Genomic DNA, 26044 nt, shown 5'->3' on the forward strand with positions numbered 1-26044 from the left:
TTCAGCTCATATTAAAGCGGTGGGGTGTCGTTTTCGGCCAGCACCGCGCCGATCAGATAGAGCGAGCCGCAGATCAGGATACGCGGGGGTGGCTCGGTGCCGTCGCGGCCGGCATCAAGCGTATCGCGCAATAGCTTTAGCGCGTTAGCCACCGAATGAACCGGCTCGGCGGAAAGACCCGCCTCCATGGCCCGCGCCGCCAGCTCTGCGTTGGGGACACCGGCATCGCTCGATGTCACCGGAACGGTGTATACATGGCGGGCCATGCCCTCAAAGGCACGGAAATAGCCGGTCTGGTCCTTGGTGTTGATCATGCCGGCGATCAGGAATAACGGTCGCGGAGAACGGTCTTCCTCGGACGCAAGTGCCTCTGCAATCGCCTCGCCTGCACCCGGATTGTGCCCGCCATCGATCCAGATTTCGGCACCTTCAGGCCCGAGTTCCGCAAGCGCGCCTTGCGGGAGGCGCTGCAGACGGCCAGGCCAGACCACGCGCTCCATCGCCGCCTCCGCCGCGCGCAGTCCCACGGGAAAACCCGCGGCCTTGACAGCGGCGATGGCCGCCGCCGCATTGGCGATCTGATGCCGGCCGGCAAGCTGCGGCAGCGCCATGTCGAACAGGCCGTCATTGTCCTGATAGATCATGCGGCCGTTTTCCTCGAACGCCAGGAAATCCTCGCCATAGACGGTGAGCGGGCAGGCCAGCCGCTCCGCCGTGTCGACAAGCACCTCGCGCGCCGCATCGAAAGGCTGCTGGCCAACGACCACCGGCGCGCCGCGCTTGATGATCCCGGCCTTTTCAGCCGCAATCAGTTCCACACGGTCACCGAGATAGGCCTCGTGATCAAGCGAGATGGGCATGATGAGGCTGGCTGCCGGACGGGGGATGACATTGGTCGCGTCAAACCGGCCGCCCAGCCCGACCTCGACAATGGCCACATCGGCCGGATGCTCCGAGAAGAGCACGAACATGACAGCCGTGAGAATCTCGAAGACGGTGATCTTCTCGCCGGCATTCGCCTCGGCAACCCGCGCCACGGCATCGGCCAGAACCGCATCCTCGACCAGCCTGCCGCCGCCATCCGCACCCAGCCGATAGCGCTCGTGCCAGTTGACCAGATGCGGCGACGTGTGAACGTGAACGATGCGGCCCGACGCCTCCAGCACCGCGCGCGCGAAGGCCGTGGCCGAGCCCTTGCCGTTCGTGCCGGCCACGTGAATGACCGGCGGCATGTTCAGATGCGGATTGCCCAGCCGCTCGAGCAGGCGCGTGATGCGCTCGAGCGACAGGTCGAAGCCCTTGGGATGGAGCGACAGAAGACGCTCGATTTCCCGCTCGGCGGAGAGAATGGTCATCAGGGTCCTGCCCGGAGGTGCTTGTTCAGCCGGCTAACGCATATGCGCTCATGCCTTTGGCTGTTCCGCCTCTTCTTGCTGTGCCTCAACGGGAACCGGGGCCGCTTCGGCTGTATCCGATGCTTCTTCTTCCGCCACCTCGGGCGCAGCTTCCGCTTTTTCCTTCAGCAGGATTTTCAGCAGGCGTGCGATGGTGTCCTTCATCTCAAGCCGCGACACGACCATGTCGACCATGCCATGGTCGCGCAGGTATTCGGCACGCTGGAAGCCTTCCGGAAGCTTTTCGCGGATGGTCTGCTCGATCACGCGCGGACCGGCAAAACCGATCAGCGCACCCGGCTCGGCGATGTGAACATCGCCCAGCATGGCGTAGGAGGCCGTCACGCCGCCGGTGGTCGGGTTGGTAAGCACGACGATGTAGGGTAGCCCCGCTTCCTTCAACCGGTCGAGCGCAACCGTGGTGCGCGGCAGCTGCATCAGCGAGAGGATGCCCTCCTGCATGCGCGCGCCGCCGGAGGCAGCGTAGAGCACCAGCGGCAGCTTGCGCTCCACGGCAGTCTCGAAAGCGCGGACAATCGCCTCACCGGCAGCCATGCCGAGCGAACCGCCCATGAAGGCGAAGTCCTGCACGGTGGCCAGAAGTTCGAGTCCCTCCACGCGTCCAACGCCGCTCAGAACGGCATCTTCCATGCTGGTTTTGGCCTTGGCGTCGCGAAGGCGTTCGGTATAGCGGCGTTCGTCGCGGAACTTCAGCGGGTCGGTGACGACCTTCGGGTTTTCCAGCGTCTCATATTCACCACCGTCGAAGAAGCTTTTCAGCCGCTCGCGGGCAGAAATCTTCATGTGATGGCCGGAGGAGGGAATGACCCAGAGATTGTCTTCCAGATCCTTGTGAAAGACCATCTCGCCGGTCTCGGGATCCTTGATCCAGAGGTTCTCCGGCATGTCCCGACGACCGAGCATCGAGTTGATCTTCGGCCTCACATAGCTGGTGATCCAGTTCATTCCATATGCCTTTTCGTTTTTCCGCAATCCGAGGATGCGCCAATTATCGGGCGGCAGCAAGACGCGCTTCGCGCACCCCGTCTGCAAGCCCCTTCACAAGGGTTGCCACGGCTTCGGCGGGATCTTCGATCCGCTTGCCGTTATCGTTGTAGCACTGCGCGATGGCCGCCACGATGGCGCTGCCGACAACAACGCCATCCGCCGCTTGGCCGATGGCCTTGGCCTGCCGCGCCGTCTTGACACCGAAGCCCACGCAGATGGGCAGGTCCGTGTGCTCCTTGATGCGCGAAACCGCTTCGGACACATTGTTCGTGTCCGGCAGCGCCGAGCCCGTCACACCCGTCATCGACACGTAATAGACAAAGCCCGACGTGTTCTCCAGAACCTTCGGCAGGCGTTCTTCATCCGTCGTCGGCGTGGCAAGGCGAATGAAGTTCAGCCCTGCCTTGATCGCCGGAACGCAGAGTTCCTCATCCATCTCCGGCGGCAGGTCGACGATGATCAGTCCGTCAATGCCGGCGTCCTTCGCGTCTGTGAGGAAGCGCTCCACGCCATAGATGTAGATCGGGTTGTAATAACCCATCATCACGATGGGCGTGTCATCGTCACCTTTGCGAAAGTCGCGCGCCATCTGCAGCGTCTTCGCCAGCGTCTGCCCGCTTTTGAGCGCGCGCAGTCCCGCAGCCTGGATGGCCGGGCCATCGGCCATGGGGTCGGAGAAGGGCATGCCCAGCTCGATCACGTCGCTGCCCGCCGCAGGCAGCGCCTTCATGATCGAGAGCGACGTCTCATAGTCCGGATCGCCGCCCATGAAATAGGTCACGAGTGCCGGGCGGTTTTCTTCCTTCAGCCGCGCGAAGCGGCGGTCAATGCGGGTGGTCATGCGGATACTCTCTTCAACAACGGGCTTCAGACGGGCGATGTGGTTCACATCTCCATGCCGAGCATCTTTCCGACGGTGTGGACGTCCTTGTCCCCGCGCCCGGAGAAATTGACGATCATGATCTGGTCCCTGCCCATGGTCGGCGCGAGCTTGATCGCATGGGCAATCGCATGGGCCGATTCCAGCGCCGGGATGATGCCCTCGAGCCGCGTCGTCATCTGGAACGCCTCAATCGCCTCATCGTCCAGAATGGGCGAATAGATCACACGGCCCGAATCCTTCAGCCAGCTGTGCTCCGGCCCCACACCGGGATAGTCGAGCCCGGCAGAGACCGAATGCCCGTCGAGGATCTGCCCGTCATCATTCTGCAACAGATAGGTGCGGTTGCCATGCAGCACGCCGGGGCGGCCAGCCGTCATGGAGGCGCAGTGCTCCTCGCCCGCAAGCCCGTGCCCGCCGGCCTCCACGCCGTGGATCTCCACCTGGCGGTCATCGAGGAAAGGATGGAACAGGGCCGATGGCGTTGGAGCCGCCGCCTACCGCCGCCACGATGGCGTCGGGCAGCCGGCCTTCCAGCTCCTTAATTTGCTCGCGCGCTTCCGTGCCGATCACCGATTGCAATTCGCGCACCAGCTCGGGATAGGGATGCGGGCCTGCCGCCGTGCCGATCAGATAATAGGTGTCCTCGACATTGGTCACCCAGTCGCGCAGCGCCTCATTCATGGCGTCCTTCAGCGTGCCGTGACCGGACGAGACCGGCTTCACCTCGGCACCCAGAAGGTTCATGCGGAAGACGTTCGGCTTCTGCCGCTCCACGTCTGTCGCGCCCATATAGACAATGCAGGGCAGGCCGAAGCGGGCGGCCACGGTGGCCGACGCCACGCCATGCTGGCCGGCGCCGGTCTCGGCGATGATGCGGGTCTTGCCCATGCGCTTTGCAAGCAGGATCTGGCCGAGGCAATTGTTGATCTTGTGCGAGCCGGTGTGGTTCAGGTCCTCGCGCTTGAAGTAGATCTTCGCGCCGCCCAGATGCTCTGTCAGCCGTTCGGCGAAATAGAGCGGCGAGGGCCGGCCCGTATAATGACGGCCCAAATGTTCCAGTTCCGCCCGAAACGCCGGATCGTCCTTGGCCTCGTTCCAGTGTTTTTCCAGATCGAGGATCAGCGGCATCAGCGTCTCGGCCACGAACCGGCCGCCGAAGATCCCATACATGCCCTCGTCATCAGGGCCGATCCGGAAGGAATTGGGTTCTGCCGGTTTGTTCAAGCCATTCTCCTCATGCCGGAGCCGCGTCGGTTTCAAGCGCTCGCCGGACGGCGGCGAAGAACGCGCGTATCAGTTCCGGATCTTTCTCGCCGGGCGCGCTTTCAACGCCAGACGAAATGTCTATTCCGCGCGGTGACACGGCTTTCAGAGCCGTGCCGATATTGGCGGCATTCAGGCCACCGGAAAGCATGTAATCCACCTTATCGTCAAGGTCGGTCAGAAGCTGCCAGTCGAACGACACGCCATTCCCGCCGGGAAGCTCGGAACCCTTCGGTGGCTTGGCATCGAACAGGAAGCGGTCGGCTATGCCACGATAGGCGACGATCCGTTCCAGGTCGGTCGCCTCGCGGATGGCGAAGGCCTTCATCACCGGCAGCCCGTACCGTGCCTTCACCTCGGCAACGCGCTCCGGGCTTTCCCCGCCATGGAGCTGGAGAATATCGGGCTGGACCGCGCTCACGATGGCATCCAGTTCCGCATCATCGGCATTCACCGTAACGGCAACAGCCTGTGCGCGGCCAAGGGCTGCCTTTCGCAGGTTTGCAGCCGTTTCGGGCTCCACATGGCGCGGGCTTTTATCAAAGAAGATGAAGCCGATATGGCTCGCCCCGCCATTCAGCGCTGCCGCCACGGTTTCATCGGTCTTCAGACCGCAGATTTTCACGTCCAGTGTCATAACAGGGAAGTGCCATGAATTGGCGGCGGAGTCGAGACAGGAGGCGGTCGCGCCAAGCGCCCGCGCCCCGGCCTGGCGCGACCATGGCTCACTCGAAACCGATGGCCTGCAAAGCCGTGCCGTTGCGTTTGAGCCAGTCCTTGCAGCGGTCCGTCTCAGGACTAAGCTTCTTGCAGAGTTTCCAGAAGCGTGGGCTGTGGTTCATTTCCTTCAGATGTGCGACCTCGTGGGCGACCAGATAATCGATCACCAAAGGCGGCGCCATCATGATGCGCCAGGAAAAGGAAAGCGCGCCATCGGAGGTACACGAACCCCAGCGGCTCTTTGTATCGCGAAAGCGGATGGCGCGTGCGCACTTGCCGATGGTTGCCGTGTGCTTTGCCACAAGCGCCTCTATATCGCGCTTGGCCTCGCGCTTTAGAAGATCTGCAACCCGCCGCGGCAGGCGCTCCTTATCGCCCGGCACAATCAGCACGGGCTCGCCTTCCTGGCATGCAAGCCGTGCGGCACCGCGCCCCTGGGGATCGTGCACGATGAGATGCGGCACGCCGCGCACCGGTATCTTGATGCCTGGCCGGACCTGAGGCCGCGCAGGCAGTTTTCTCAGCTTCTGCTCAAGCCAGCCGGTGTGACGCTCGAGAAACTCCTCAACTTCGCGCGAGCGCGAAAGGCCCGGCGGCACGGTGACCCGAAGCCCACGCCCTCCCGGCTCGATGCGAAGGGTCAGGCGACGTGCCCTTGCGTTCTCGACGATGCGCAATGGCAGCTCCCGCCCGGCCACGCAATGCACGCGCTCTGCCGGAGGAGCCGTCACCTTAAGCCCTATCATCTTGTTGAAGAATCCAAGCGCCATGGGGGAAGAATATGCGATTCGCCGAAAAATACGCGCAAAGAAAACGACACCTCGATGAGATGCCGTCTCAAACGTTTACCTGTTGTCCACCAGGTCAAGCCTCGTCGGTCACATCGGGGACGGACTTGCCGCGGCCCGATTTGCGGCCCTTGTTGCGTTCGTTCATGAAACGATCGAATTCTTCCTGATCCTTGGCCCGGCGCAGCTCGCGCATGTAATCGTCGAACTCATCACGCATCTCGTCAAGCTTGCGGCGTTCCTCGGCGAGGCGCTCCAGCTCTTTGTCGCGCCAGTCGTCAAAGGCGACGTTGCCTGTAAACGAATGACGTTTCGATGTACGCCGGCAGCCGGCGAAGACTTCATCGGTTTTTCGGTTCACGTCCTTCTTGAACTCCCCGAGCCGGTCACCCCACAGAATGTAGGCGAGCATGGCGAGGCCGAGCGGCCAGAACACCATGAAACCCACCACCATCAGAGCAATCGTCGCAGGCGTCCAGGCAGGACGGATAAGCGCAGAATTTGTCATGGTCACCCGTTCCTTTCCTTGAACATGCAACCCCCGGGAAGCTGCATGATTTCGAGATGGGGGTTAAATTTTCAAGATTCAAGGAATTGATAAACAGGAATCGCGTAAAATATTGTTTTTTCGATATTTCTTTGCGCAACTCTGCGACATCCCGGCAACCGGGTTAAACCACGCGCTCGATCAAACCTTCCAGTGACCGCAGGATCAGGGCGATGTCCTGCGGCCTGGAAAGCCGATGATCGCCGTCGCCAATGAGCGACAGGGTCACGTCATCTGCCGGCAGATGTTCGGTCAGCCGCATGGCGTGGGTGAAAGGCACGTCGGGATCTGCCTTGCCCTGAAGGATGTGCACGGGACAATGGGTATCGAGAACGCCATTGAGCACCAGATTGCGTTTTCCATCTTCAAACAGGGCTCTTGTATAGATGTAGGGTTCGTCGGAATATTCGGAGGGCTCTTCCATATAGCCCTTTTCATCGAGCTGCCGCCGATTGGCCTGTGTCAGTTTGGGTTCGACCAGCTCGCTCGTGAAATCGGGGGCCGGCGCCAGAAGCAGCAGACCGGCCAGCCTGTCGCCCTCGCCTGCCCGGTTCAGTTCCTGCGCCATGCGCAGTGCGATCCACGCCCCCATGGACGAGCCGACCAGGATCTGCGGTCCCTTCGTGAATGCCCGGAAAACACCCAGACTCTGCTCCAGCCATAGCGAGATCGTGCCGTCCTTGAAGGCACCACCAGACTCGCCGTGACCGGAATAGTCGTGGCGCAGGAAGGCGTGGCCCTTTTCAGCAGCCCACGCATCCAGCGCCTCCGCCTTTGTGCCCAGCATGTCGGATTTGTATCCGCCCAGCCAAACCACGCCCGGTGCGCGACCCTCCCGATGCCGGTATGCGATCTGCGTATCGCCAATCGTCAGAGAGCCTGCCTTGCTTTCACTCATCAACTGTCTCCCAAGCTGGAACCAATGGTCCATCACGCACTTTCCCATTCGGGCATAACGAGAAACGTGATTCTTTTGCCCTTATATGCTATTGACACTTCACCTGCCGAGACGACATACGCCTCGGCCTAAAGGAAATGCCGTAACCTGTGATTTAACAATTCGAGGAGATCACGACCATTCGCAGACCATTCAAAGCGCCGCCTCAGAAAGTAGAAGGCCCCCGCGCAAACCGTGACATCCGGGTTCCCCAGATTCAGCTCATCGACGACGAAGGCAACAATCGCGGCGTCCTCGCCACGGAAGATGCCCTGCGGCTTGCCGAAGAAGCGGGCCTTGACCTGGTCGAGGTGGCATCCAACGCCAAGCCACCCGTCTGCAAGATCACTGATCTTGGCAAGATGAAGTATCAGAACCAGAAGAAGGCTGCTGAGGCGCGCAAGAAGCAGAAGACCATCGAGATCAAGGAGATCAAGATGCGTCCGAACATCGACTCTCATGATTATGAGGTGAAGATGAAGGCTGTGCGCCGCTTCTTCGAGGCGGGCGACAAGGTCAAGCTGACGCTGCGCTTCCGTGGCCGCGAGATGGCCCATATGGAACTCGGCATGAAGCTCCTCAACCGGGTCAAGGAAGAGGTTGAGCCGATTGCCAAGGTGGAAGCCGAGCCGAAGCTCGAAGGCCGCCAGATGATGATGGTTCTAGCGCCGCGCACCACATAATCGGGCCCAAACCCGATGAACAGACAACGGGCTGCCCCTCCGGCGGTCCGTTTTGTTTTCAGCCTTTGCCGGGCAACATGCTTGAACAGTACCGGCATGGGCCCAGCCACGCGGACCACCTTGGCTGTTGCGCAAATGCAAAACAGCGCTTATAAGGCCGCGTTCCTGGATCGGCCGGCAGGGCATGCCGTGGCGATCCTTAATGCTGAAAAGCACACGCTTGGGGCGCAACACGCTGCCTGAAACAAGAGCGTGAGCCATAGAACGGAGAAGCAAAATGCCCAAGATGAAGACGAAGTCTTCTGTCAAGAAGCGGTTCAAGGTAACCGCCACCGGCAAGGTGAAAGTCGCAGCCGCTGGCAAGCGCCACGGCATGATCAAGCGTTCCAACAAGTTCATCCGCGATGCCCGCGGCACGATGGTTCTTTCCGATCCCGATACGAAGATCGTGAAGAAGTTCATGCCCTACGGCCTGTAATCGCAGGAACCCGGAACACATTTAAGGAGATCATGTCATGGCACGCGTAAAGAGGGGCGTTACCGCCCACGCCAAACACAAGAAGGTCATGAAAGCCGCAAAGGGTTTCTACGGCCGTCGCAAGAATACCATTCGCATCGCCAAGCAGGCGGTCGAAAAGTCGATGCAGTACGCCTACCGCGATCGCAAGGCCCGCAAGCGCAATTTCCGCGCTCTGTGGATCCAGCGCATCAACGCCGGCGCACGCGAACACGGCCTGACCTATGGCCGCTTCATCGACGGCCTCAACAAGGGCCGGCATCGAGATCGACCGCAAGGTGCTGGCCGACATGGCTGTGCACGAGCCGCAGGCCTTCGCCGCTCTGGTGAAGAAGTCCAAGGAAGCGCTCGTGTACCTCAAGGACACCACCCCGAATGCTTTTGAAAGCGCTGTGGCTTAAGGCTAGCGCTTCCCGAAGCAATCAGGTTTAGTTCGGGAAACCCGCGCTGGCAGGGCTGGCGCGGGTTTTTCTTTGTGATGATGAGCATGGACGACGAGACGAAATACGAGAAGGACGTTCTTTCGCCGGACGCGACGGCGGCGCTCTTACGCCTGCTGATCACCGGTGAGCGCAAACGCGTCTCTTCGGCCGTCCTCGACGGGCAGACGATCTGGATCAAGCGCTATGATGTGGAGCGGCAGCCAGTGGCCAAACGGCTGCACACGGCGTTGACGCCGTTGATGCCGGCTGCCTTTCTGCGTGCGTCACCCCGCACCGACAGGGCCGGCGCCATCGAACGCGAGGCACGCAAGCTTGAAACCTTCCGCCAGGCGGGTTTGCCCACGGCGACACTGCTTTTCCGCAACGACCGGGTTCTGGTTCTTTCAAATGTTGCTCCCATTGCCCAGAGCGAGCTCGACATGCTCGCCCGCCATGGCAAGCATGATGCTCATGATACGCTTCTGGTGCAGGCAGCCGAAACACTTCGCAGGGCGCACGACCTGGGCCTGTGCCATGGCCGCCCCCACCCTCGCGACATGTTCATAACCAGTGATGATCGATGGGGATTTGTCGATTTCGAAGAGGAGCCCGAGGCTGTAATGCCGCTGGCCACCGCGCAGGCACGCGATGTCTGGTTGCTTTTTCTCCAGATCTGCATGCAGGCAAAACGGCATGGAACGCCGCAGAAGGCATTCGATGCCTATTTTGCCGGGCCGCCAGGACAGGTGGCCGATGAATTACGACGGATCATCCGATTATTTGCACCGCTCACCCCCCTTCTTGGAGCAATCGAGCACTGGGGGCTTGGCAGCGACGGCAAGCGCGTGTTGAAAGCAACACGGTTCTTGAAATCGGCTCTCGGAAACACGGTGGTGACGCCCGCCGACGAAGGCCAGAATGAGATGAAAGCCAAAAGGGGCTACGAGGCATGAGCGAACTCGAGGAACTGGAAAAGACCATCGCCGGGCAGATCGACGCTGCTGCCGACGAGCAGGAGATCGAAGCTGTGCGGGTGGCCACGCTCGGCAAGAAGGGCTCGGTCTCGCAGATGCTGAAGACGCTCGGCTCCATGTCTCCGGAAGAGCGGCAGGTGATGGGCCCGGCGATCAACGGGCTGAAGGCGCGCGTCACCCAAGCGCTGACTGAACGACGCGACGCGCTGCGCAACGCCGCCATCGACGCGCGACTGGAACGCGAGAAGGTGGATGTCACCCTGCCGGTGCGCCGCCCGCCTGCCGAGCGCGGCCGCATACACCCGATCAGCCAAGTGATCGACGAGATCACCGCAATCTTCGCAGACATGGGTTTTTCCATCGCCGAAGGTCCCGACATCGAGACGGACTATTACAATTTCACGGCGCTGAACTTCCCCGAAGGCCACCCGGCCCGCGAGATGCACGACACCTTCTTCTTCCCGCCGAATGAGAAGGGAGAGCGCAAGCTCCTGCGCACGCACACCTCGCCGGTGCAGATCCACACGATGGAAGCGCAGGAACCGCCGATCCGCATCGTCATTCCCGGCAAGACCTACCGGCAGGATTCCGATGCGACGCACTCGCCCATGTTCCACCAGCTCGAAGGGCTGGTCATCGACAAGGCTGCCAATGTCGCCAACATGAAATGGGTGCTGCAGGAGTTCTGCAAGGCCTTCTTCGAGGTGCCGCAGCTCAACATGCGCTTCCGTCCTTCATTCTTCCCCTTCACCGAGCCGAGCCTTGAAGTGGACATCCAGTGCGACCGCTCGCAGCCGGGCGAAGTGCGCTTCGGCGAGGGCAATGACTGGATGGAGATTCTTGGCTGCGGCATGGTGCACCCCAATGTGCTGCGCGCCTGCAATCTCGATCCCGATGTGTATCAGGGTTTTGCCTGGGGCATGGGCATCGACCGCATCGCCACGCTGAAATACGGCATGCCGGATCTGCGCGACTATTTCGACGCCGATGTGCGCTGGATCGAGCATTACGGCTTCCGCCCGCTAGACCTGCCGACGCTTTTCGGCGGATTGAGCGCTTAAGGAGATAGATCAATGAAATTCACGCTCTCCTGGCTCAAGGAGCACCTTGAGACCGATGCCACGCTCGACGAGATCGTCGAAAAGCTCACCATGATCGGCCTTGAGGTCGAGGAGGTGGATGACAAGGCATCGCTGAAGCCCTTCGTGATCGCCAAAGTTCTGACTGCCGAGCAGCATCCCGATGCCGACCGGCTGCGCGTGCTCTCCGTCGACACGGGCGACGGCAAGCCGGTGCAGGTGGTGTGTGGCGCGCCCAATGCGCGGGCGGGCCTCGTCGGTGCGTTTGCCGCGCCCGGCACCTATGTTCCCGGCATCGACGTCACGCTCTCCGTGGGCAAGATCCGTGGCGTGGAAAGCCATGGCATGATGTGCTCGGAACGCGAATTGCACATGTCGGACGAGCATGACGGCATTATCGACCTGCCCGAAGACGCGCCCGTCGGCACCTCCTTCGCGAGCTGGGCAAAGCTCGACGACCCGGTGATCGAGATCGGCCTGACGCCAAACCGGCCCGACTGCACCGGCGTGCATGGCATCGCGCGCGATCTTGCGGCGGCAGGCCTCGGCACACTGAAGGATGCCCCCATCGCGCCGGTGGCGGGCAAGGGCCCCTGCCCGGTCGACCTCACCATCGAAGCGCCGGAACTTTGCCCCGGCTTCGCACTGCGGCTCGTGCGCGGCGTGAAGAACGGCCCCTCGCCCAAATGGATGCAGCAGCGCCTCACGGCCATCGGCCTGCGGCCCATCAACGCGCTGGTCGACATCACCAATTACATGACCTTCGATCGCGGTCGCCCGCTGCATGTGTTCGACGCCGCCAAGGTGAAAGGGAATCTCTCCATTCGGCGCGCCAAAGAGGGAGAAACCCTGCTGGCGCTCGACGAGCGCGAGTACAAGCTCACCCCGGAAATGTGCGTCATCGCCGACGAAAACGGCGTGGAATCCATCGCCGGCATCATGGGCGGCGAGCATTCGGGCTGCGATGAGAACACCACGGATGTGCTGATCGAATCCGCCCTGTGGGACGCGATGAACATTGCCCGCACGGGCCGTGACCTCGGCATCATCACCGATGCGCGCTATCGTTTCGAGCGCGGCGTCGACCCGGAGATGATGGAGCCAGGCCTGGAGCTCGCCACACAGCTCGTTCTCGACCTGTGCGGCGGTGAGCCCACCGAAAGCCGCGTTGTCGGCTACAAAGGTTATGAGCCGCGCCGCATCACCTTCCCGGTGAGTGAGGTGAAGCGCCTGACCGGCCTTGAGGTTTCAAGCGCCGAAAGCAGGGAGATCCTCGACCGCCTCGGCTTTGCCTCCACCGGCGAAGGCGAGGTGCTGGACGTGTCCGTGCCGTCCTGGCGTCCGGATATCGACGGCAAGGCCGATCTGGTGGAAGAGGTGATGCGCATTCACGGCGTGAACGAAATCGCGCCGCAGCCCCTGCCCTCTCAGGGCGCGGTCAACGGCCAGATCCTCACCGTTCTGCAAAACCGCACCCGCCAGGCGCGCCGTGCGCTTGCCGTGCGCGGCATGATGGAGGCGGTCACCTGGACCTTCATCGACGAGGCGCAGGCAAAGCTCTTCGGCGGTGGTGATGCCTCGCTGAAACTCTCCAACCCCATTGCCGCCTCCATGTCGGACATGCGTCCCTCGCTGCTGCCGGGCCTCATCGCAGCCGCCCAGCGCAACGCCGCGCGTGGCTATGGCGATGTGGCGTTGTTCGAAGTGTCGAGCACCTATGAGAACGATAGCTATGAAGGCCAGCGTCGCGTGGCCGGCGGCATTCGCCGCGGCACGGCGGTGATGGACGGTGCCGGACGGCACTGGTCAGGCAACAGCACGGCGGTCGGCGTGTTCGACGCAAAGGCCGACGCGCTGGCAGCCCTTGAAGCGACAGGTGCACCTGTCGACAAGCTGCAAATCGTGGCGGGCGGTCCCGACTGGTATCACCCGGGTCGCTCCGGCACGATCCGTCTCGGCCCGAAAATCGTGCTCGCCACATTCGGCGAGATCCACCCGCGCACGCTGGAGGCGCTGGATGCCGAAGGTCCGATTTGCGGTTTCGAGGTGTTCCTCGACGCGATCCCCGAGCCGAAGGCAAAGGCAACACGCACCAAGCCGCGCCTCGAGCTTTCGCCCTTCCAGCTCGTGCGGCGCGATTTCGCCTTTGTGGTCGACAAGACAGTCGAGGCGGCAACCATCGAGCGGGCGGCGGCGGCCGCCGACAAGAAGCTCGTCACCGGTGTGCGCGTGTTCGACATTTTCGAAGGAGCCTCGCTTGGCGAGGACAAGAAGTCCGTTGCCATCGAAGTCTCGATCCAGCCGCGTGACAAGACGCTGACAGACGAGGAACTCGAAGCCATCGCCGGCCGCATCGTCGCCAATGTCGGCAAACAGACCGGCGGCACGCTGCGGGGCTGATAGTCTTCAGCGGCGCCCTTTCGGCAGCCGGTTTGCTTCGCGGACGAGTGCAGCAATGTGCTCGTCCGCTTTTTTGTGTCGTTCGATCTTCTGCTGTTCTGAAAACCGCTCGAATTCCGCGCGCGCGTGATCCTTGGCCATTTCAGCGCTCACACTGCCGCCCGATCGCAGGACGGCCCGGCCAAGGTTGTCGAGCTGTTGGTCGAGAAGGCGTGTTGCATCCTCCATGACAACCAATCGGCCCAGCTTGGCCTGATCCTCGAAAATATCCAGGAGAATGGTGGTCAGGCGGTTGAGCTCAATGATTTCAGCCTCTGCAAGATAATTCTTGGAGACGGTCACGTCCCGCTTGCGGATCGTGTCGCCTGGCCAGCTTTGCAGCCCCATGTTCTCGGCTTTGTGATCAGCGCGTGCCATCACCACGTCCGAGGGTGTCTTTGAGACAACTGCATAGATCAGCTTGGCCTGCGTTTTCTGGAAGAAGCTCTGCGCCTGTGCGGTGCTGCCGTCATAGTCCTGACAGAGAGCACAAATGGCTTGCAGTTCACGATAGACGTTTGCCTCATCCGAGCGAATGTCGCGGATGATCTCCCGCAATTCGGCGATGCGGTTGCGCTCCTGTTTCAGGCGTGCTGAATCCACCACAAAGCCGCTGCGCGCAAACTGAACCAGAATGCCTGTGGCCCAGCGCCGGAAAAGAGTCGCCTGCGCAGAGGAGACGCGGTAACCGACTGAAATGATCATGTCGAGGCTGTAGAGCGTGACTGGTTTTGTCGACCGAGCAATTTGCATTTTTTGCAAATTGCTATCCCGCTCCAGTTCTCCCTCAGAAATCACATTCGAAATGTGCCGGGATATGACGGAAACGTCTCGCCCGAAAAGCCGCGCAATCTGCTCCTGCGTCATCCAGAGCGTTTCGCCCTCATAGCGAATGTCGAGCCGCAGCCCCTTTTCACCATCGTAGATGAGAAACCGGTCTCCGGTTTCCGCATCTTCCACAAGATGGACGGGTTCATCCGCTTTCATGCGCCTCTCCAAGGGGTTTTTGGAACATTAGCAGAACAAATTAGCGCGCGAAACCTTGCCGGTTTTCAATCCCCGGCATAGAGCGGATCACCGTTTCATAGAAAGGCTGCCCCGCTCGATCCTTCCCTCTCTTCCCGCATTTGTGCCGGCGTCAGGTGATTCCACCGGACTGCAAAATGCTCTATGTGTTTGCCTGCGCAAAAGAGGAGGAAGGTACATGTTCCGTTGGGGCGTTCTTTCGACGGCCAAGATTGGCCGCGAGCAGGTGATTCCGCAGATTCAGGATTCGGAAAATGGCGTTGTGACAGCGATCGCCAGCCGCGATGAATCCAGGGCGCAGGCGGTGGCGGACCGCTTCGGCATCCCCCATGTGTTTTCTTCCTACGACGCGCTTCTTGCCTCGCCCGATGTGGATGGCGTCTATATTCCGTTGCCGACTTCCGACCATGTTGCCTTTGCCATCAAGGCGGCGGATGCAGGAAAGCACGTGCTGGTGGAAAAGCCTCTTGCGCTCGATGCCAAGGAGATTACCCGCGTGATCGAGGCGCGCGACCGCAACAATGTGGTCGTTTCGGAAGCCTTCATGGTCACCTATCACCCGCAATGGCACAAGGTGCGCGACCTGATAGCGGAAGGCGCCATCGGGCGGCTGCGGCATGTGCAGGGCGTGTTCTGCTACCACAACGTCGATCCCGACAACATGCGAAACAAGCCGGAGCTTGGCGGCGGCGGTCTGCCCGACATCGGCGTCTATCCCACGGTGACCACCCGCTTTGCCACCGGGCTGGAGCCCGAGCGCGTGCAGGCCGTGGTGGAGCGCGACCCGAAATTCGGCACCGACATCTACTCAAGCGTCAAGGCTGACTTCGGCACGTTCGAACTGAGCTTCTACGTGTCGACCCAGATGGCGCTGCGCCAGAGCATGGTGTTCCACGGCGACAAGGGCTTCATCGAGGTGAACGCGCCCTTCAACACACCCGACTATGGCGATACGCGGGTGACGCTCTTCAGCGCCGATCACAACAGCGCCAGCATCTTCCGTTTTCCACGCGCACGGCAGTACCGCTTGCAGGCGGAAGCCATCGTTCGGGCAGCGCGGGGAGAAGGAACCACCATCTTCACGCTGGAAGACTCGGTAAAAAACCAGATGCTGATCGACGCCATCTATCGCGCCTCAACGCATGATGGCTGGGAAGGCGTGCAGGGCTGACAACCGCCATCCCTCCGCGCACTCAGATTTGCCCGGGCGTTTGCGTGGTGAAGAAGACGTGCTGGCCGATCTTTCCAAGATTGCGCAAGCGCCTTGCCCATTTCGGTTTTACATAATCGGCGTGATAGTGCGTGGCTGGGTTGAGCGCCAGAAGATCATCTTCGTCGAGCAATGGATCGATGCCGCAATCGGGTGCGCAGGCTGGAAGGGTGTCGGCAATCTCCACCGCGCGCTCCCATGCCGCAGTTTCCCGCGGAATCAGCGAAATCCCGGTGCAGGCAAAAGAGAACTGACAGCGATTGCGCCAGCGGGCGTTTTGAAACACCACCCCGCATATGCTCGGCGGATAACCGCGGGAGGAGACACGGTTCAGAATCACCATGGCGACGGCCTTTTGTCCGCTCACGGGTTCACTGCGCGCTTCATAGTATATTGCCATCGCCAGACAGGTGTTTTCTGCCTGCTCACGCAGTCCGGTGACAAAATTCTTCGGTGTCGGGGCTCTTTTCAGCCAATGGTAAATTGCTCTCGACGCCACTTCATGGTCGTTCGCCTCCGCCACTTCGGTGGAAAGATCGGTGTTCCCGATCAGTGCGTGTTCATACAAAGAACAAAGATAAAGCCCCCCGAGGAAAATACCTCGGATCATGACTGTCTCAGACTCGCTACCGCCCGGCGAATATACCATGCCGGGAAGCCCCCGCTTTTCGGACGAGGTCAACCATCGGAACGTGGCGTGACATCGGCCTGCTCGGCAGAATGAAGCAAAACACATTTGGCTTAATCGACCGTTTCCGGAATTCAAAGCGCACTTTGTCCCATTCGGCGGACCATGTCCCACATTTGCGAGCGCCATTAAAGTCGCAGTTAATACAATAGCGTCGCGCTTCAGAAGCCATTCAAACGGGCCATCGGCGCCACTGTCGGAGGGTCCGGCAAAGGCAAGATTGCCTCCAATTGGAAACAAATCCCGCCTTGCGTTGCAAAAATAGCGTTCTTATATACGCCCGGAAGCTGTCGGGCGCATTTCGCCATGAGATGGGGCGACAGCAAATTCGTGTGAACAGGGGCTGTCATCTGGAACGCCGGAATGGGTCCTGACAGTCTGCTTAGCGGAGAGAAGACATGGCTAAAGTTATCGGTATCGACCTCGGAACAACCAATTCCTGCGTTGCCGTCATGGACGGCAAGGACGCCAAGGTTATTGAGAACGCGGAAGGTGCCCGCACCACGCCGTCCATCGTGGCTTTCACGGATTCGGACGAGCGGCTGGTCGGCCAGCCGGCGAAACGCCAGGCGGTCACCAACCCGGAAAACACCCTTTTTGCAATCAAGCGCCTGATCGGCCGCCGCTTCTCCGACCCCACGGTCGAGAAGGACAAGAAGCTGGTCCCCTACAAGATCATCAAGGCCGACAATGGCGATGCCTGGGTCGAGGCGCATGGCAAAACCTATTCGCCTTCGCAAATCTCGGCGATGACGCTGCAGAAAATGAAGGAAACGGCTGAATCCTATCTCGGCGAAAAGGTCGAGAAGGCGGTTATCACCGTTCCTGCCTACTTCAACGACGCACAGCGTCAGGCCACCAAGGACGCCGGCAAGATCGCCGGTCTGGAAGTACTGCGCATCATCAACGAGCCGACCGCAGCAGCCCTCGCCTACGGCCTCGACAAGAAGGACGGCAAGACCATCGCCGTTTACGACCTTGGCGGCGGCACATTCGACGTCTCGATCCTTGAGATCGGTGATGGCGTGTTCGAGGTGAAATCCACCAATGGTGACACCTTCCTTGGCGGTGAAGACTTCGACATGCGGCTGGTCGAGTATCTCGCAGCCGAGTTCAAGAAAGAGCAGGGAATCGACCTGCAGCAGGACAAGCTCGCCCTTCAGCGCCTCAAAGAGGCTGCCGAAAAGGCCAAGATCGAGCTGTCGTCCGCCTCGCAGACCGAGATCAACCTGCCTTTCATCACGGCTGACCAGTCGGGTCCGAAGCACCTCACCATGAAGCTCACCCGCGCCAAGTTCGAGAGCCTTGTCGAGGATCTCGTGAAGCGTACGGTCGAGCCCTGCAAGGCGGCCTTGAAGGATGCCGGTCTCAACGCTGGAGAGATCGACGAAGTGGTTCTGGTCGGCGGCATGACCCGCATGCCGAAGGTTCAGGAAACCGTGAAGAGCTTCTTTGGCAAGGAACCGCACAAGGGTGTGAACCCGGACGAGGTTGTCGCCATGGGCGCTGCCATTCAGGCTGGTGTCCTGCAGGGTGACGTGAAGGATGTCCTGCTGCTCGACGTGACCCCGCTTTCGCTGGGCATCGAGACACTGGGCGGTGTGTTCACTCGTCTGATCGACCGCAACACGACGATCCCGACCAAGAAAAGCCAGGTCTTCTCGACCGCCGAGGACAATCAGAATGCGGTAACCATCAACGTGTTCCAGGGTGAGCGCGAAATGGCCGCAGACAACAAGAGCCTTGGCCGTTTCGACCTGACCGGCCTTCCGCCCGCACCGCGCGGCGTGCCGCAGATCGAGGTCACGTTCGACATTGACGCCAACGGCATCGTCAATGTGTCGGCCAAGGACAAGGGCACCGGCAAGGAGCAGGCGATCCGCATCCAGGCTTCTGGCGGTCTCAGCGACGATGAGATCGAGAACATGGTGAAGGATGCCGAATCCAACGCCGAGGCCGACAAGAAGCGGCGCGAAGCTGTCGAAGCCAAGAACCAGGCTGAAGCCCTCATCCATTCCACCGAGAAATCGCTCAGCGAGTATGGCGACAAGGTCTCCGAAGAGGAGAAGAAGGCCATCGAGGACGCGCTTGCCGATCTCAAGACCGCTGTCGAAGGTGACGATGCCGAGGACATCAAGGCGAAGACCACCACGCTCGCCGAGGCTTCCATGAAACTCGGCCAGGCGATGTATGAAGCCAGCCAGACGGAAGCTGCCGAGACCGATGCGGCTGAGGACGCAAAGGCTTCCGGTGAAGATGTCGTCGATGCTGATTTCGAAGAGATCGACGAAGACGACAAGAAATCTGCCTGAACAGGCTGTTTAGCCGATTGATCAAGCCCGGGATTCGCGTCCCGGGCTTTTTCATATCCTGTTAAACCTCTCCCCTATAAGGTTGCCGGCAAAATAAAACTTCGGACTGGCCCTGGGGAAAGGCTGATGATCCGGTATCGGCTCTTCGAGATATGGCGCCTGGTCGCTGCACTGTTGATCATGCTCTACCACTTCGGGCATTTTGCCCCCGGTGCGGGCCTTGCCGTGAAGGATGAGCTGGAATCACTCCGTCCCTTGCTCGACATGTTCTTCATCATTTCGGGCTTTTTGATCTTCACGCGCTATGGCGATCAGGTTCGGGATGCCCGCAGCTACGGAATCTACCTCTACAAAAGACTGATCCGCCTCTACCCGCTGCATCTCGCTACGATGTCATATTTCGTGCTGGTGGGTTTGCTCGTTTTAGCGGGCGTTCTGCGCAGTGGCGGAGAGCCCGAGCTATACGACTGGAGCGCGCTGCCTTCCAATCTGCTGCTCATCCAGGCGTGGGGAGTAGAAGACCGACTCACCTTCAACTTCGTTTCCTGGTCCCTTTCGGCAGAATGGTTCGCCTATCTGTTGCTGCCGGTTATCATCGTAGCCTATCGGCAATGGGGTCTTGCCGGCCTCTTCGCCCTGCTGTTTGCCTGCTATGCGTCGCTGGAACTGATGGTGCGCTCCGGAGTGATGCCGTTCGAAAGCTGGGTAAAGGCTGACACATGGGGCGCGTACCGAACTTTTGCCGACTTCGTATTGGGAGCGTTGCTCTCGCTCCTCGTACACCGCTCCCGCCTGTCGGTTTCGGCGCGCTGGCCGGCCTGGATCGCCATTCTTCTCGCCTGCACATCCATGGTGCTGCAATTGAACATCTACGTGACGCTATTTGCACTGGCGGTCGCGGTCTTTCTGGCAGGTCTTGTCGAACGCAACGATCCCGAACGTTATACATATCCGGTTTTTCTGCGCGCTGCTGCCGCGGTCTCGTTCGGCATCTATCTGTGGCACCCGGTCACGGAGAGCATGTTCTTTTCCTATCTGTGGAGCCATCACATCCGCTCGGAATCGATCGGCCTCTTCTTCACCTACACAGGATGCGTCATGCTGCTGACGGTGTTCGTCGCGATCGCATCGTTCCGTTTGTTTGAAAACACGCTCTCCGGCTATCTGTTGCGTGTTGTTGGTCTTGCCCGTCCGAAAACCGTTGCCAAGGAGGCAAGGGTCTCGGCAAACAGATAAAACGGGTCGTGCCCGCAAATGACACCGGTGTCTCGCGCACATGGCTGGCAATCTGCTGAAAACTATGGCATTCGCTGTGGCGAATACCTAAATAACGGGCACTGATCGGGGGAACGGTGTTCGCTTCAAACAGACTATGCGGGACTTTCATTTATGAAGGCAGATTTTTACGAGACGCTCAGCGTGTCGAGAAACGCCGACGAGAAGGAACTTAAGAGCGCTTTTCGCAAGCTCGCCATGCGGTATCACCCTGACCGCAACCCGGGCGACGAAGAGGCCGAGCAGAAGTTCAAGGAAGTCAACGAAGCCTACGAAACGCTGCGCGATCCACAGAAACGCGCAGCCTACGACCAGTTCGGTCACGCCGCATTTGAAAACGGCGGTATGGGCGCGCGCGGTGGCTTCGGTGGTGGTGGCGGCGGTTTCGCCGACATATTCGAAGATATTTTCGGCGACATGATGGGTGGTGGCGGTCGCCGCCGCGGTGGGCGTCAGCATGGCGCGGATCTGCGCTTCAACATGGAAATAACCCTTGAGGAAGCCTTTACCGGCAAGACCGGACAGATCCGCGTTCCGACGGCGGTCGCGTGCGACGATTGCGCCGGTACGGGCGCCAAGCCGGGCACGTCACCAACACAGTGCCAGATGTGTCACGGCTCCGGCCGCGTGCGCGCGGCCCAGGGCTTTTTTTCCATCGAACGCACCTGCCCGACATGTCAGGGGCGCGGAGAAACCATATCCGACCCCTGCCCCAAATGTTCCGGCCAGGGGCGAGTGGCAGAAGAGCGGTCGCTCTCGGTCAACATTCCAGCCGGTATAGAAGACGGCACGCGCATCCGCCTCGCCGGCGAGGGCGAAGCGGGGCTACGTGGCGGGGCCGGCCGGCGATCTCTACATTTTCCTGTCGGTCAAACCGCATGAATTTTTCCAGCGCGACGGCGCGGATCTCTACTGCAAGGTTCCCATCTCGATGACCACCGCCGCGCTGGGTGGTGCGTTTGAGGTGACCACGCTGGACGGCACACAGACCCGGGTCAAGGTTCCCGAAGGAACCCAGAACGGGCGCCAGTTCCGTCTCAGTGGCAAGGGCATGCCAATTCTGCGGCAACCCAAGGTGGGTGACCTCTATATCCAGGTTGCCGTAGAAACGCCGCAAAATCTCACGAAGAAGCAACGGGAGCTTCTGGAAGAGTTCGAGAACATCTCGTCGAAGGAAAACAGCCCGCAATCGGCCGGTTTCTTTTCGCGGATGAAGGATTTCTTCGAGTCCTTCGGCGATTAGACGATCCGTGCTATCTGAAGTGAGAGGGCTGGTCGATCCGGTTTCCCGCATGCGGGTCGGTCTGGTTGTCCCGGACAACGACGTTTAAACGCTGGGCTATTGAAGGAGGGCACCGGAAAGATGAGCAACAAGGGGCTGGATGTGCGCAAGGCGCTCGCTGACCGTTTCGGCGAGGAACTGCGCTTCTTTCGCGGCTGGATAGAGCAGCCCAAGGCCGTTGGCGCCATCATTCCCACAAGCAGCGTTACGGCACGGCGCATGGCCTCGGTCATCGACACTTCTTCCGGTTTGCCGGTTCTTGAGGCGGGTCCGGGAACGGGTGTCATCACCAAGGCGATCCTTGCCCATGGGGTGGCACCGGAAAACCTCTACGCCGTGGAGTATTCACCCGACTTCGTGAAGCACCTGCGCGCCTGTTATCCGGGCGTCAATGTTGTCGAGGGCAATGCCTTCGACATTCGCAAAACGCTTGCCGATGCTTTCGGGGATGCAGCGCCGGCGCAGTTTGACAGCGTGGTGTCGGGCGTCCCGCTGCTTAATTTTCCGGTTGAGGACCGCGTTGCCTATCTCGATTCCCTTCTCGATCTCATCCCCGACGGTCGACCGGTGGTGCAGCTGACCTACGGCCCCAAATCCCCGATCCCGGCCGGGCATGGCAATTACACGGTCGAGCATTTCGATTTCGTGCTGCGCAACATTCCACCGACACAACTGTGGGTCTATCGACGCGGCAAGCACTAGGGCCGGGACGAGAACTGGCGCATCACGGATGCGGGCATCAGCCGCTTATCCATTGATTGACGCGGGCAATGCTTATACGGCTCTTTGCGAAAAGAGGAGCTTTGCCAATGACCCCCAGAATTCTGGTCTTCGCAGGATCGATCCGCACTGGCGCCTATAGCGGCAAAACCGCAGACGCAGCCATGAAGGAACTGGCCCAGCAGGGTGCGGAAGTGACACGCATCTCGCTGGCAGATTACCCTCTGCCGATCATGGACGAGGATCTGGAAAAGGAAAAAGGTGTGCCAGAAAACGCGTTCGGGATCGGACGACTGATTGCCGCGCATGACGGCGTGCTGATCGCGAGCCCCGAATACAACGCCTCCATTCCCCCCCTGCTGAAAAACACGATCGACTGGGTGAGCCGGGTGTCGCGCATCGATGGAAACAATGTCCGCCCCTGGTCGGGCAAACCGGTTGCCCTCTGCTCTTCCTCCGACGGAAATTTCGCCGGAATTCGCGGGCTTTACCACCTGCGGGCCGTTCTCATGAATTGCAGGGCCGACATCATAACCCCCCAATGTTCCGTTGCCCGCGCGCAGGATGCCTTCGATGCCGACGGAAACTTCAGGGACGACCGCACCAAAGGCATGATGGAAGCAACGTGTCGCGGATTGATCGAGCGGGCGAAATTGATGTCTACGCGGATTGGAGCCTGATCATGACAGAAAGCATTCGTGACCGCCTGATTGTCGGGCTGGATGTCCCCTCTCTCACGGAAGCAGACCGGATCGTGGCGGCGCTCGGAGATACTGTCTCCTTCTACAAGATCGGGCATCAGCTCGCATTTGCCGGCGGTCTTAACTTCGCACGGGAGCTCGCTGGATCAGGCAAGAAAATCTTCCTCGACATGAAACTGCTGGACATCGACAACACTGTCGCCAAGGGAGTCGAGAACATCGCCAGGATGGGCATGACCATGCTGACGATCCACGCCTATCCCAAGGCAATGCGTGCGGCGGTGCAGGCCGCGCAGGGCTCCGGACTCACACTGCTTGGCGTGACGGTGCTGACATCCATGGACGATGCTGATCTGCACGATGCGGGATATGCAGGTACCGCCCAGGAACTGGTCAGGAAGCGCGTTGCACAGGCTCGCAAGGCCGGAATGGGCGGGATTGTCTGCGCACCGACCGAAGTGAACGAAATGCGCGATGTCGCAGGTCCCGATATGGCCCTCGTCACACCGGGCATACGCCCGGCAGGCGCCGACCATGGCGACCAGAAGCGCGTGATGACACCGAAAGACGCAATTCGCGCCGGCAGCACCCATCTCGTGGTTGCGCGCCCCATCGTGGCGGCCTCCGATCCCAAAGCTGCAGCACAATCCATTCTCGACGAGATGGCCGCAGCCTGACACAGTGGGGCAGTTCGGATTGTGGAGGAGGAAAACATGCCCAAGGGATACTGGATCGCTCATGTCGATGTGCGTGATCCCGAACGCTACAAGGATTATGTGGCCACCGCCAAACCCGCCTTTGAAAAGTTCGGCGCGCGGTTTCTGGCGCGTGGCGGCACGTGGGAAGGCCTGGAAGGCAGGGGGCGCGGGCGCAATGTGGTGATCGAGTTCCCGACGCTCCAGGCAGCGCGCGACTGCTACAATTCGCCTGAATATCAGGCTGCGAAAGCGATCCGTATTACCGTGGCAGACGCTGACATGGTGCTCGTCGAAGGTGCGGAATGATCTGAATGAGAAAGGGTTGAACCACGCAAAGCATATCTGAGAGTTATGCAATCCGGCGCTATGCCGGCAACGACGCAGAACATCTTCCGGCTTTGGAAGTGCGTGCTGCGCAGCTTTTCGCGGAGCACGGATTTCACGGTCTGGCAGCCACCCCGGCCACCGCACCGGATGCCTTCCACCGACTTGCCTCGCAGAACCATACACTGGTGGCCGAGCATCACATCGACGGTGCCGCCGGTTTCGCCATTTGCGATCAGATCGGTTCCTTCCTTCACCTCAAGGAGCTTTCGGTGGCGCCCGAGCACGGACGGAAGGGGCTCGGAAGTGCGCTGCTGCGCGCGGTTATTGCCGAAAGTGTCTCTCGCGGACTGACGGGCGTATCGCTCAGCACATTCAGAGACGTGCCGTTCAACGCACCGTTTTACGCGCGCCATGGCTTTGCGGAGCAACCGCTTGCTCGCGTTCCCGACGCTCTCAGGGAGCGGTTTTTCGATGAGGTCCCCGAAGGAATTGCGGCAGAAACCCGCCTATTGATGCTGCGCCGCAACAATCATATCCAGCACAACGCATGAATTCTGCCATTAAATTCAGAAGGTTGAAGGCGTTGCGGTGGTGATTGACGGGATTTCGGCGCTTCTATTGCAACGCAACAAAAGTCGTTTAGTCTATCAGCATGCAAATGATCAAGGCGTCGCCGCCTCATGCACATGTTTCCTGGCGGTCTGGTCTTGGCAAGGCTCCTCCCGGGAAACCTCGCAATGTATTATCAACTTTATGAATTCAACCATGCCGCGCTTCAGCCGGCCCGGGCATATGCAGATGCCATTCGGCTGTTTTACAGCAATCCGCTAAACCCTTTCGCCGAAACTTATCTTGGCCGCACGCTGGCCGCCAGTGCCGAGGTGTTCGAGCGCAGTACACGCCGCTATACCAAGCCCGCGTTCGGTCTGACAGAAACTTCGATCGACGGTACGCAGGTGGCAGTGCGCGAGCAGACGGTCTGGTCGCAGCCATTCTGCAACGTCGTCCGCTTCAAGCGCGATCTGCCGAAAGGCGCCAATCCGGGACCGAGGATCCTGATGGTCGCGCCAATGTCGGGCCACTATGCAACGCTCCTGCGCGGCACGGTGGAGACCATGCTCCCCCACGCGGATGTCTATATCACCGACTGGGCCGATGCACGGATGGTTCCGGTTGCAGACGGCACGTTTGATCTCGATGATTACATCGATTATCTGATCGACATCTTCGACCATCTGGGGCCCGACACGCATGTGATGGCGGTTTGTCAGCCTTCCGTCCCGGTCCTTGCGGCCATCGCGCTGATGGAAGCGCGTGGTGCGAAGAGCCCTCCCGCCAGCATGACCCTGATGGGTGGGCCGATTGACACCCGCAAGAATCCGACTGCCGTGAACGAGCTGGCTGAGCAGAAAGACATTTCCTGGTTCCGCGACAATGTGATCATGCCGGTGCCATGGCCCAATCCCGGCTTCATGCGACAGGTCTATCCGGGTTTCCTTCAGCTTTCCGGCTTCATGAGCATGAATCTTGATCGCCATATCACCGCGCACAAGGACTTTTTCATGCACCTGGTGAAGAATGACGGCGATTCTGCCGAAAAACACCGCGACTTCTATGACGAGTATCTCGCCGTCATGGATCTGACGGCCGAGTTCTATCTGCAGACGGTGGAAACCGTTTTCATCCGCCACGATCTTCCGCGCGGTCAGATGCAGCACCGCGGCGACCCGGTGGACCCGGGCGCAATTCGCCGCGTGGCGCTGCTGACGGTGGAAGGGGAGAATGACGACATTTCGGGTGTCGGCCAGACAAAGGCCGCGCATGACCTGTGCGTCAACATTCCCGACGAGATGCGTCACCATTACATGCAGCCGGCAGTCGGCCATTATGGCGTGTTCAATGGCTCACGCTTCCGCTCGGAGATCGCACCCCGCATTCTGGACTTCATGCACAGGAATTCTCCTGCCAAGGGAAGAACTGCAGTGAAAAAACCGGGCAGGGCTTCATCGCGAAAGGGCAGCTGATTCCTGCCGAAAAGCCTCTTTTTCAGCTCAAAACGAGTTGTTTTGAGCTGAAACGCCATCGCATTCTCTCAAAGCAGAAACGGCGGGGTCTGGCGAGCGCTCACGCCGGTAACCATAGTCGGTAACA

Annotated in this window: 23 protein-coding genes and 3 pseudogenes; 16 read left to right on the top strand and 10 right to left on the bottom strand. The window is 60.3% G+C overall.

Annotation, left to right across the window (positions count from 1 at the left end):
- Positions 1 to 11: 11 nt before the first annotated feature.
- The 8 genes and pseudogenes from AB2N04_RS02505 to AB2N04_RS02540 form a co-directional block, all read right to left on the bottom strand.
- Complete coding sequence (locus AB2N04_RS02505) at positions 12 to 1355, bottom strand: folylpolyglutamate synthase/dihydrofolate synthase family protein (protein ID WP_367716816.1); 1344 nt, start codon at positions 1353 to 1355, stop codon at positions 12 to 14.
- Between the two features lie 48 nt (positions 1356 to 1403).
- Positions 1404 to 2360, bottom strand: a complete 957-nt coding sequence (accD, locus tag AB2N04_RS02510) for an acetyl-CoA carboxylase, carboxyltransferase subunit beta (RefSeq protein WP_367716817.1) — start codon at positions 2358 to 2360, stop codon at positions 1404 to 1406.
- A 43-nt stretch (positions 2361 to 2403) separates the two neighbouring features.
- Positions 2404 to 3243: a tryptophan synthase subunit alpha gene (trpA, locus tag AB2N04_RS02515; RefSeq protein ID WP_367716818.1), complete on the bottom strand. Its 840-nt coding sequence runs from the start codon at positions 3241 to 3243 to the stop codon at positions 2404 to 2406.
- A 44-nt stretch (positions 3244 to 3287) separates the two neighbouring features.
- Positions 3288 to 4509, bottom strand: a pseudogene (gene trpB / locus AB2N04_RS02520) (tryptophan synthase subunit beta).
- Positions 4510 to 4519: 10 nt separating this feature from the next.
- Positions 4520 to 5185 (bottom strand): phosphoribosylanthranilate isomerase, encoded by a 666-nt coding sequence (locus tag AB2N04_RS02525; RefSeq protein WP_367716820.1) that lies wholly within the window; start codon positions 5183 to 5185, stop codon positions 4520 to 4522.
- Between the two features lie 88 nt (positions 5186 to 5273).
- On the bottom strand, positions 5274 to 6038 hold the full coding sequence (locus tag AB2N04_RS02530) for a M48 family metallopeptidase (protein WP_367716821.1): 765 nt from the start codon (positions 6036 to 6038) through the stop codon (positions 5274 to 5276).
- A 94-nt stretch (positions 6039 to 6132) separates the two neighbouring features.
- Positions 6133 to 6564 (bottom strand): DUF2852 domain-containing protein, encoded by a 432-nt coding sequence (locus AB2N04_RS02535; protein ID WP_367716823.1) that lies wholly within the window; start codon positions 6562 to 6564, stop codon positions 6133 to 6135.
- A 163-nt stretch (positions 6565 to 6727) separates the two neighbouring features.
- Positions 6728 to 7501, bottom strand: a complete 774-nt coding sequence (locus tag AB2N04_RS02540; RefSeq protein WP_367716825.1) for an alpha/beta hydrolase — start codon at positions 7499 to 7501, stop codon at positions 6728 to 6730.
- Between the two features lie 179 nt (positions 7502 to 7680).
- Here AB2N04_RS02540 and infC point away from each other — a divergent pair, with 179 nt between their 5' ends.
- The 6 genes and pseudogenes from infC (at position 7681) to pheT (ending at position 13615) form a co-directional block, all read left to right on the top strand.
- Complete coding sequence (gene infC / locus AB2N04_RS02545; RefSeq protein WP_367718717.1) at positions 7681 to 8223, top strand: translation initiation factor IF-3; 543 nt, start codon at positions 7681 to 7683, stop codon at positions 8221 to 8223.
- A gap of 277 nt (positions 8224 to 8500) precedes the next feature.
- Positions 8501 to 8701, top strand: a complete 201-nt coding sequence (rpmI, locus tag AB2N04_RS02550) for a 50S ribosomal protein L35 (RefSeq protein ID WP_007009054.1) — start codon at positions 8501 to 8503, stop codon at positions 8699 to 8701.
- A 37-nt stretch (positions 8702 to 8738) separates the two neighbouring features.
- A pseudogene (rplT, locus tag AB2N04_RS02555) lies at positions 8739 to 9141 on the top strand (50S ribosomal protein L20).
- Between the two features lie 86 nt (positions 9142 to 9227).
- The gene (locus AB2N04_RS02560; protein WP_367716826.1) at positions 9228 to 10115 is read left to right on the top strand and encodes a serine/threonine protein phosphatase; all 888 of its coding nucleotides are present in this window, start codon (positions 9228 to 9230) and stop codon (positions 10113 to 10115) included.
- Positions 10112 to 11197, top strand: a complete 1086-nt coding sequence (pheS, locus tag AB2N04_RS02565; protein WP_367716828.1) for a phenylalanine--tRNA ligase subunit alpha — start codon at positions 10112 to 10114, stop codon at positions 11195 to 11197. The genes AB2N04_RS02560 and pheS overlap by 4 nt, the downstream gene beginning before the upstream one ends.
- A 12-nt stretch (positions 11198 to 11209) precedes the next feature.
- Positions 11210 to 13615 (top strand): phenylalanine--tRNA ligase subunit beta, encoded by a 2406-nt coding sequence (pheT, locus tag AB2N04_RS02570; protein ID WP_367716830.1) that lies wholly within the window; start codon positions 11210 to 11212, stop codon positions 13613 to 13615.
- Positions 13616 to 13621: 6 nt separating this feature from the next.
- On the opposite strand, the gene rhuM is transcribed toward pheT, so the two are convergent.
- Positions 13622 to 14641 carry a RhuM family protein gene (gene rhuM, locus AB2N04_RS02575; protein WP_367716832.1) on the bottom strand — a complete coding sequence of 340 codons (1020 nt, stop codon included), beginning with the start codon at positions 14639 to 14641 and terminating at the stop codon, positions 13622 to 13624.
- A 217-nt stretch (positions 14642 to 14858) separates the two neighbouring features.
- Here rhuM and AB2N04_RS02580 point away from each other — a divergent pair, with 217 nt between their 5' ends.
- Complete coding sequence (locus tag AB2N04_RS02580; RefSeq protein ID WP_367716834.1) at positions 14859 to 15851, top strand: Gfo/Idh/MocA family protein; 993 nt, start codon at positions 14859 to 14861, stop codon at positions 15849 to 15851.
- A 22-nt stretch (positions 15852 to 15873) separates the two neighbouring features.
- Here the strand turns inward: AB2N04_RS02580 and AB2N04_RS02585 are convergent, their stop codons facing one another.
- Entirely contained in the window at positions 15874 to 16818 is a 945-nt protein-coding gene (locus AB2N04_RS02585; RefSeq protein WP_367716836.1) for a cell wall hydrolase, read from the bottom strand.
- 158 nt (positions 16819 to 16976) lie between these two features.
- Between AB2N04_RS02585 and dnaK the strand changes: the two genes are divergently transcribed.
- The 9 genes and pseudogenes from dnaK to AB2N04_RS02630 all read left to right on the top strand — a co-directional run bounded on the left by dnaK (position 16977) and on the right by AB2N04_RS02630 (position 25917).
- Positions 16977 to 18890, top strand: a complete 1914-nt coding sequence (dnaK, locus tag AB2N04_RS02590) for a molecular chaperone DnaK (RefSeq protein WP_367716838.1) — start codon at positions 16977 to 16979, stop codon at positions 18888 to 18890.
- A 126-nt stretch (positions 18891 to 19016) separates the two neighbouring features.
- On the top strand, positions 19017 to 20126 hold the full coding sequence (locus AB2N04_RS02595) for an acyltransferase family protein (protein ID WP_367716840.1): 1110 nt from the start codon (positions 19017 to 19019) through the stop codon (positions 20124 to 20126).
- Positions 20127 to 20279: 153 nt separating this feature from the next.
- Positions 20280 to 21408, top strand: a pseudogene (gene dnaJ, locus AB2N04_RS02600) (molecular chaperone DnaJ).
- A gap of 120 nt (positions 21409 to 21528) precedes the next feature.
- Positions 21529 to 22149: a phospholipid N-methyltransferase PmtA gene (gene pmtA, locus AB2N04_RS02605; RefSeq protein ID WP_367716842.1), complete on the top strand. Its 621-nt coding sequence runs from the start codon at positions 21529 to 21531 to the stop codon at positions 22147 to 22149.
- 107 nt (positions 22150 to 22256) lie between these two features.
- Positions 22257 to 22847, top strand: coding sequence for an NADPH-dependent FMN reductase (locus AB2N04_RS02610; RefSeq protein ID WP_367716844.1), 591 nt, complete (start codon positions 22257 to 22259; stop codon positions 22845 to 22847).
- Positions 22848 to 22849: 2 nt separating this feature from the next.
- Positions 22850 to 23545, top strand: coding sequence for an orotidine-5'-phosphate decarboxylase (gene pyrF, locus AB2N04_RS02615; RefSeq protein WP_367716846.1), 696 nt, complete (start codon positions 22850 to 22852; stop codon positions 23543 to 23545).
- A gap of 36 nt (positions 23546 to 23581) precedes the next feature.
- Complete coding sequence (locus AB2N04_RS02620; protein WP_367716848.1) at positions 23582 to 23872, top strand: DUF1330 domain-containing protein; 291 nt, start codon at positions 23582 to 23584, stop codon at positions 23870 to 23872.
- A gap of 98 nt (positions 23873 to 23970) precedes the next feature.
- A complete protein-coding gene (locus AB2N04_RS02625) occupies positions 23971 to 24444 on the top strand; it encodes a GNAT family N-acetyltransferase (RefSeq protein ID WP_367716850.1) in 474 nt (157 codons plus the stop codon).
- 186 nt (positions 24445 to 24630) lie between these two features.
- Positions 24631 to 25917: a polyhydroxyalkanoate depolymerase gene (locus AB2N04_RS02630; protein ID WP_367716852.1), complete on the top strand. Its 1287-nt coding sequence runs from the start codon at positions 24631 to 24633 to the stop codon at positions 25915 to 25917.
- Positions 25918 to 26044 lie beyond the last annotated feature (127 nt).

It is taken from the genome of Nitratireductor sp. GISD-1A_MAKvit (assembly GCF_040819555.1).
Taxonomy (GTDB): Bacteria; Pseudomonadota; Alphaproteobacteria; order Rhizobiales; family Rhizobiaceae; genus Nitratireductor.

Coding starts and splice junctions, on each gene's coding strand:
- AB2N04_RS02535 (WP_367716823.1), bottom strand. CDS start 6,564: ATGACAAATTCTGCGCTTATCCGTCCTGCCTGGACGCCTGCGACGATT.
- rhuM (WP_367716832.1), bottom strand. CDS start 14,641: ATGAAAGCGGATGAACCCGTCCATCTTGTGGAAGATGCGGAAACCGGA.
- dnaK (WP_367716838.1), top strand. CDS start 16,977: ATGGCTAAAGTTATCGGTATCGACCTCGGAACAACCAATTCCTGCGTT.
- AB2N04_RS02610 (WP_367716844.1), top strand. CDS start 22,257: ATGACCCCCAGAATTCTGGTCTTCGCAGGATCGATCCGCACTGGCGCC.
- AB2N04_RS02595 (WP_367716840.1), top strand. CDS start 19,017: ATGATCCGGTATCGGCTCTTCGAGATATGGCGCCTGGTCGCTGCACTG.
- AB2N04_RS02530 (WP_367716821.1), bottom strand. CDS start 6,038: ATGGCGCTTGGATTCTTCAACAAGATGATAGGGCTTAAGGTGACGGCT.
- pmtA (WP_367716842.1), top strand. CDS start 21,529: ATGAGCAACAAGGGGCTGGATGTGCGCAAGGCGCTCGCTGACCGTTTC.
- AB2N04_RS02505 (WP_367716816.1), bottom strand. CDS start 1,355: ATGACCATTCTCTCCGCCGAGCGGGAAATCGAGCGTCTTCTGTCGCTC.
- AB2N04_RS02560 (WP_367716826.1), top strand. CDS start 9,228: ATGGACGACGAGACGAAATACGAGAAGGACGTTCTTTCGCCGGACGCG.
- trpA (WP_367716818.1), bottom strand. CDS start 3,243: ATGACCACCCGCATTGACCGCCGCTTCGCGCGGCTGAAGGAAGAAAAC.
- AB2N04_RS02630 (WP_367716852.1), top strand. CDS start 24,631: ATGTATTATCAACTTTATGAATTCAACCATGCCGCGCTTCAGCCGGCC.
- AB2N04_RS02620 (WP_367716848.1), top strand. CDS start 23,582: ATGCCCAAGGGATACTGGATCGCTCATGTCGATGTGCGTGATCCCGAA.
- pheS (WP_367716828.1), top strand. CDS start 10,112: ATGAGCGAACTCGAGGAACTGGAAAAGACCATCGCCGGGCAGATCGAC.
- pyrF (WP_367716846.1), top strand. CDS start 22,850: ATGACAGAAAGCATTCGTGACCGCCTGATTGTCGGGCTGGATGTCCCC.
- AB2N04_RS02525 (WP_367716820.1), bottom strand. CDS start 5,185: ATGACACTGGACGTGAAAATCTGCGGTCTGAAGACCGATGAAACCGTG.
- AB2N04_RS02580 (WP_367716834.1), top strand. CDS start 14,859: ATGTTCCGTTGGGGCGTTCTTTCGACGGCCAAGATTGGCCGCGAGCAG.
- pheT (WP_367716830.1), top strand. CDS start 11,210: ATGAAATTCACGCTCTCCTGGCTCAAGGAGCACCTTGAGACCGATGCC.
- AB2N04_RS02540 (WP_367716825.1), bottom strand. CDS start 7,501: ATGAGTGAAAGCAAGGCAGGCTCTCTGACGATTGGCGATACGCAGATC.
- accD (WP_367716817.1), bottom strand. CDS start 2,360: ATGAACTGGATCACCAGCTATGTGAGGCCGAAGATCAACTCGATGCTC.
- rpmI (WP_007009054.1), top strand. CDS start 8,501: ATGCCCAAGATGAAGACGAAGTCTTCTGTCAAGAAGCGGTTCAAGGTA.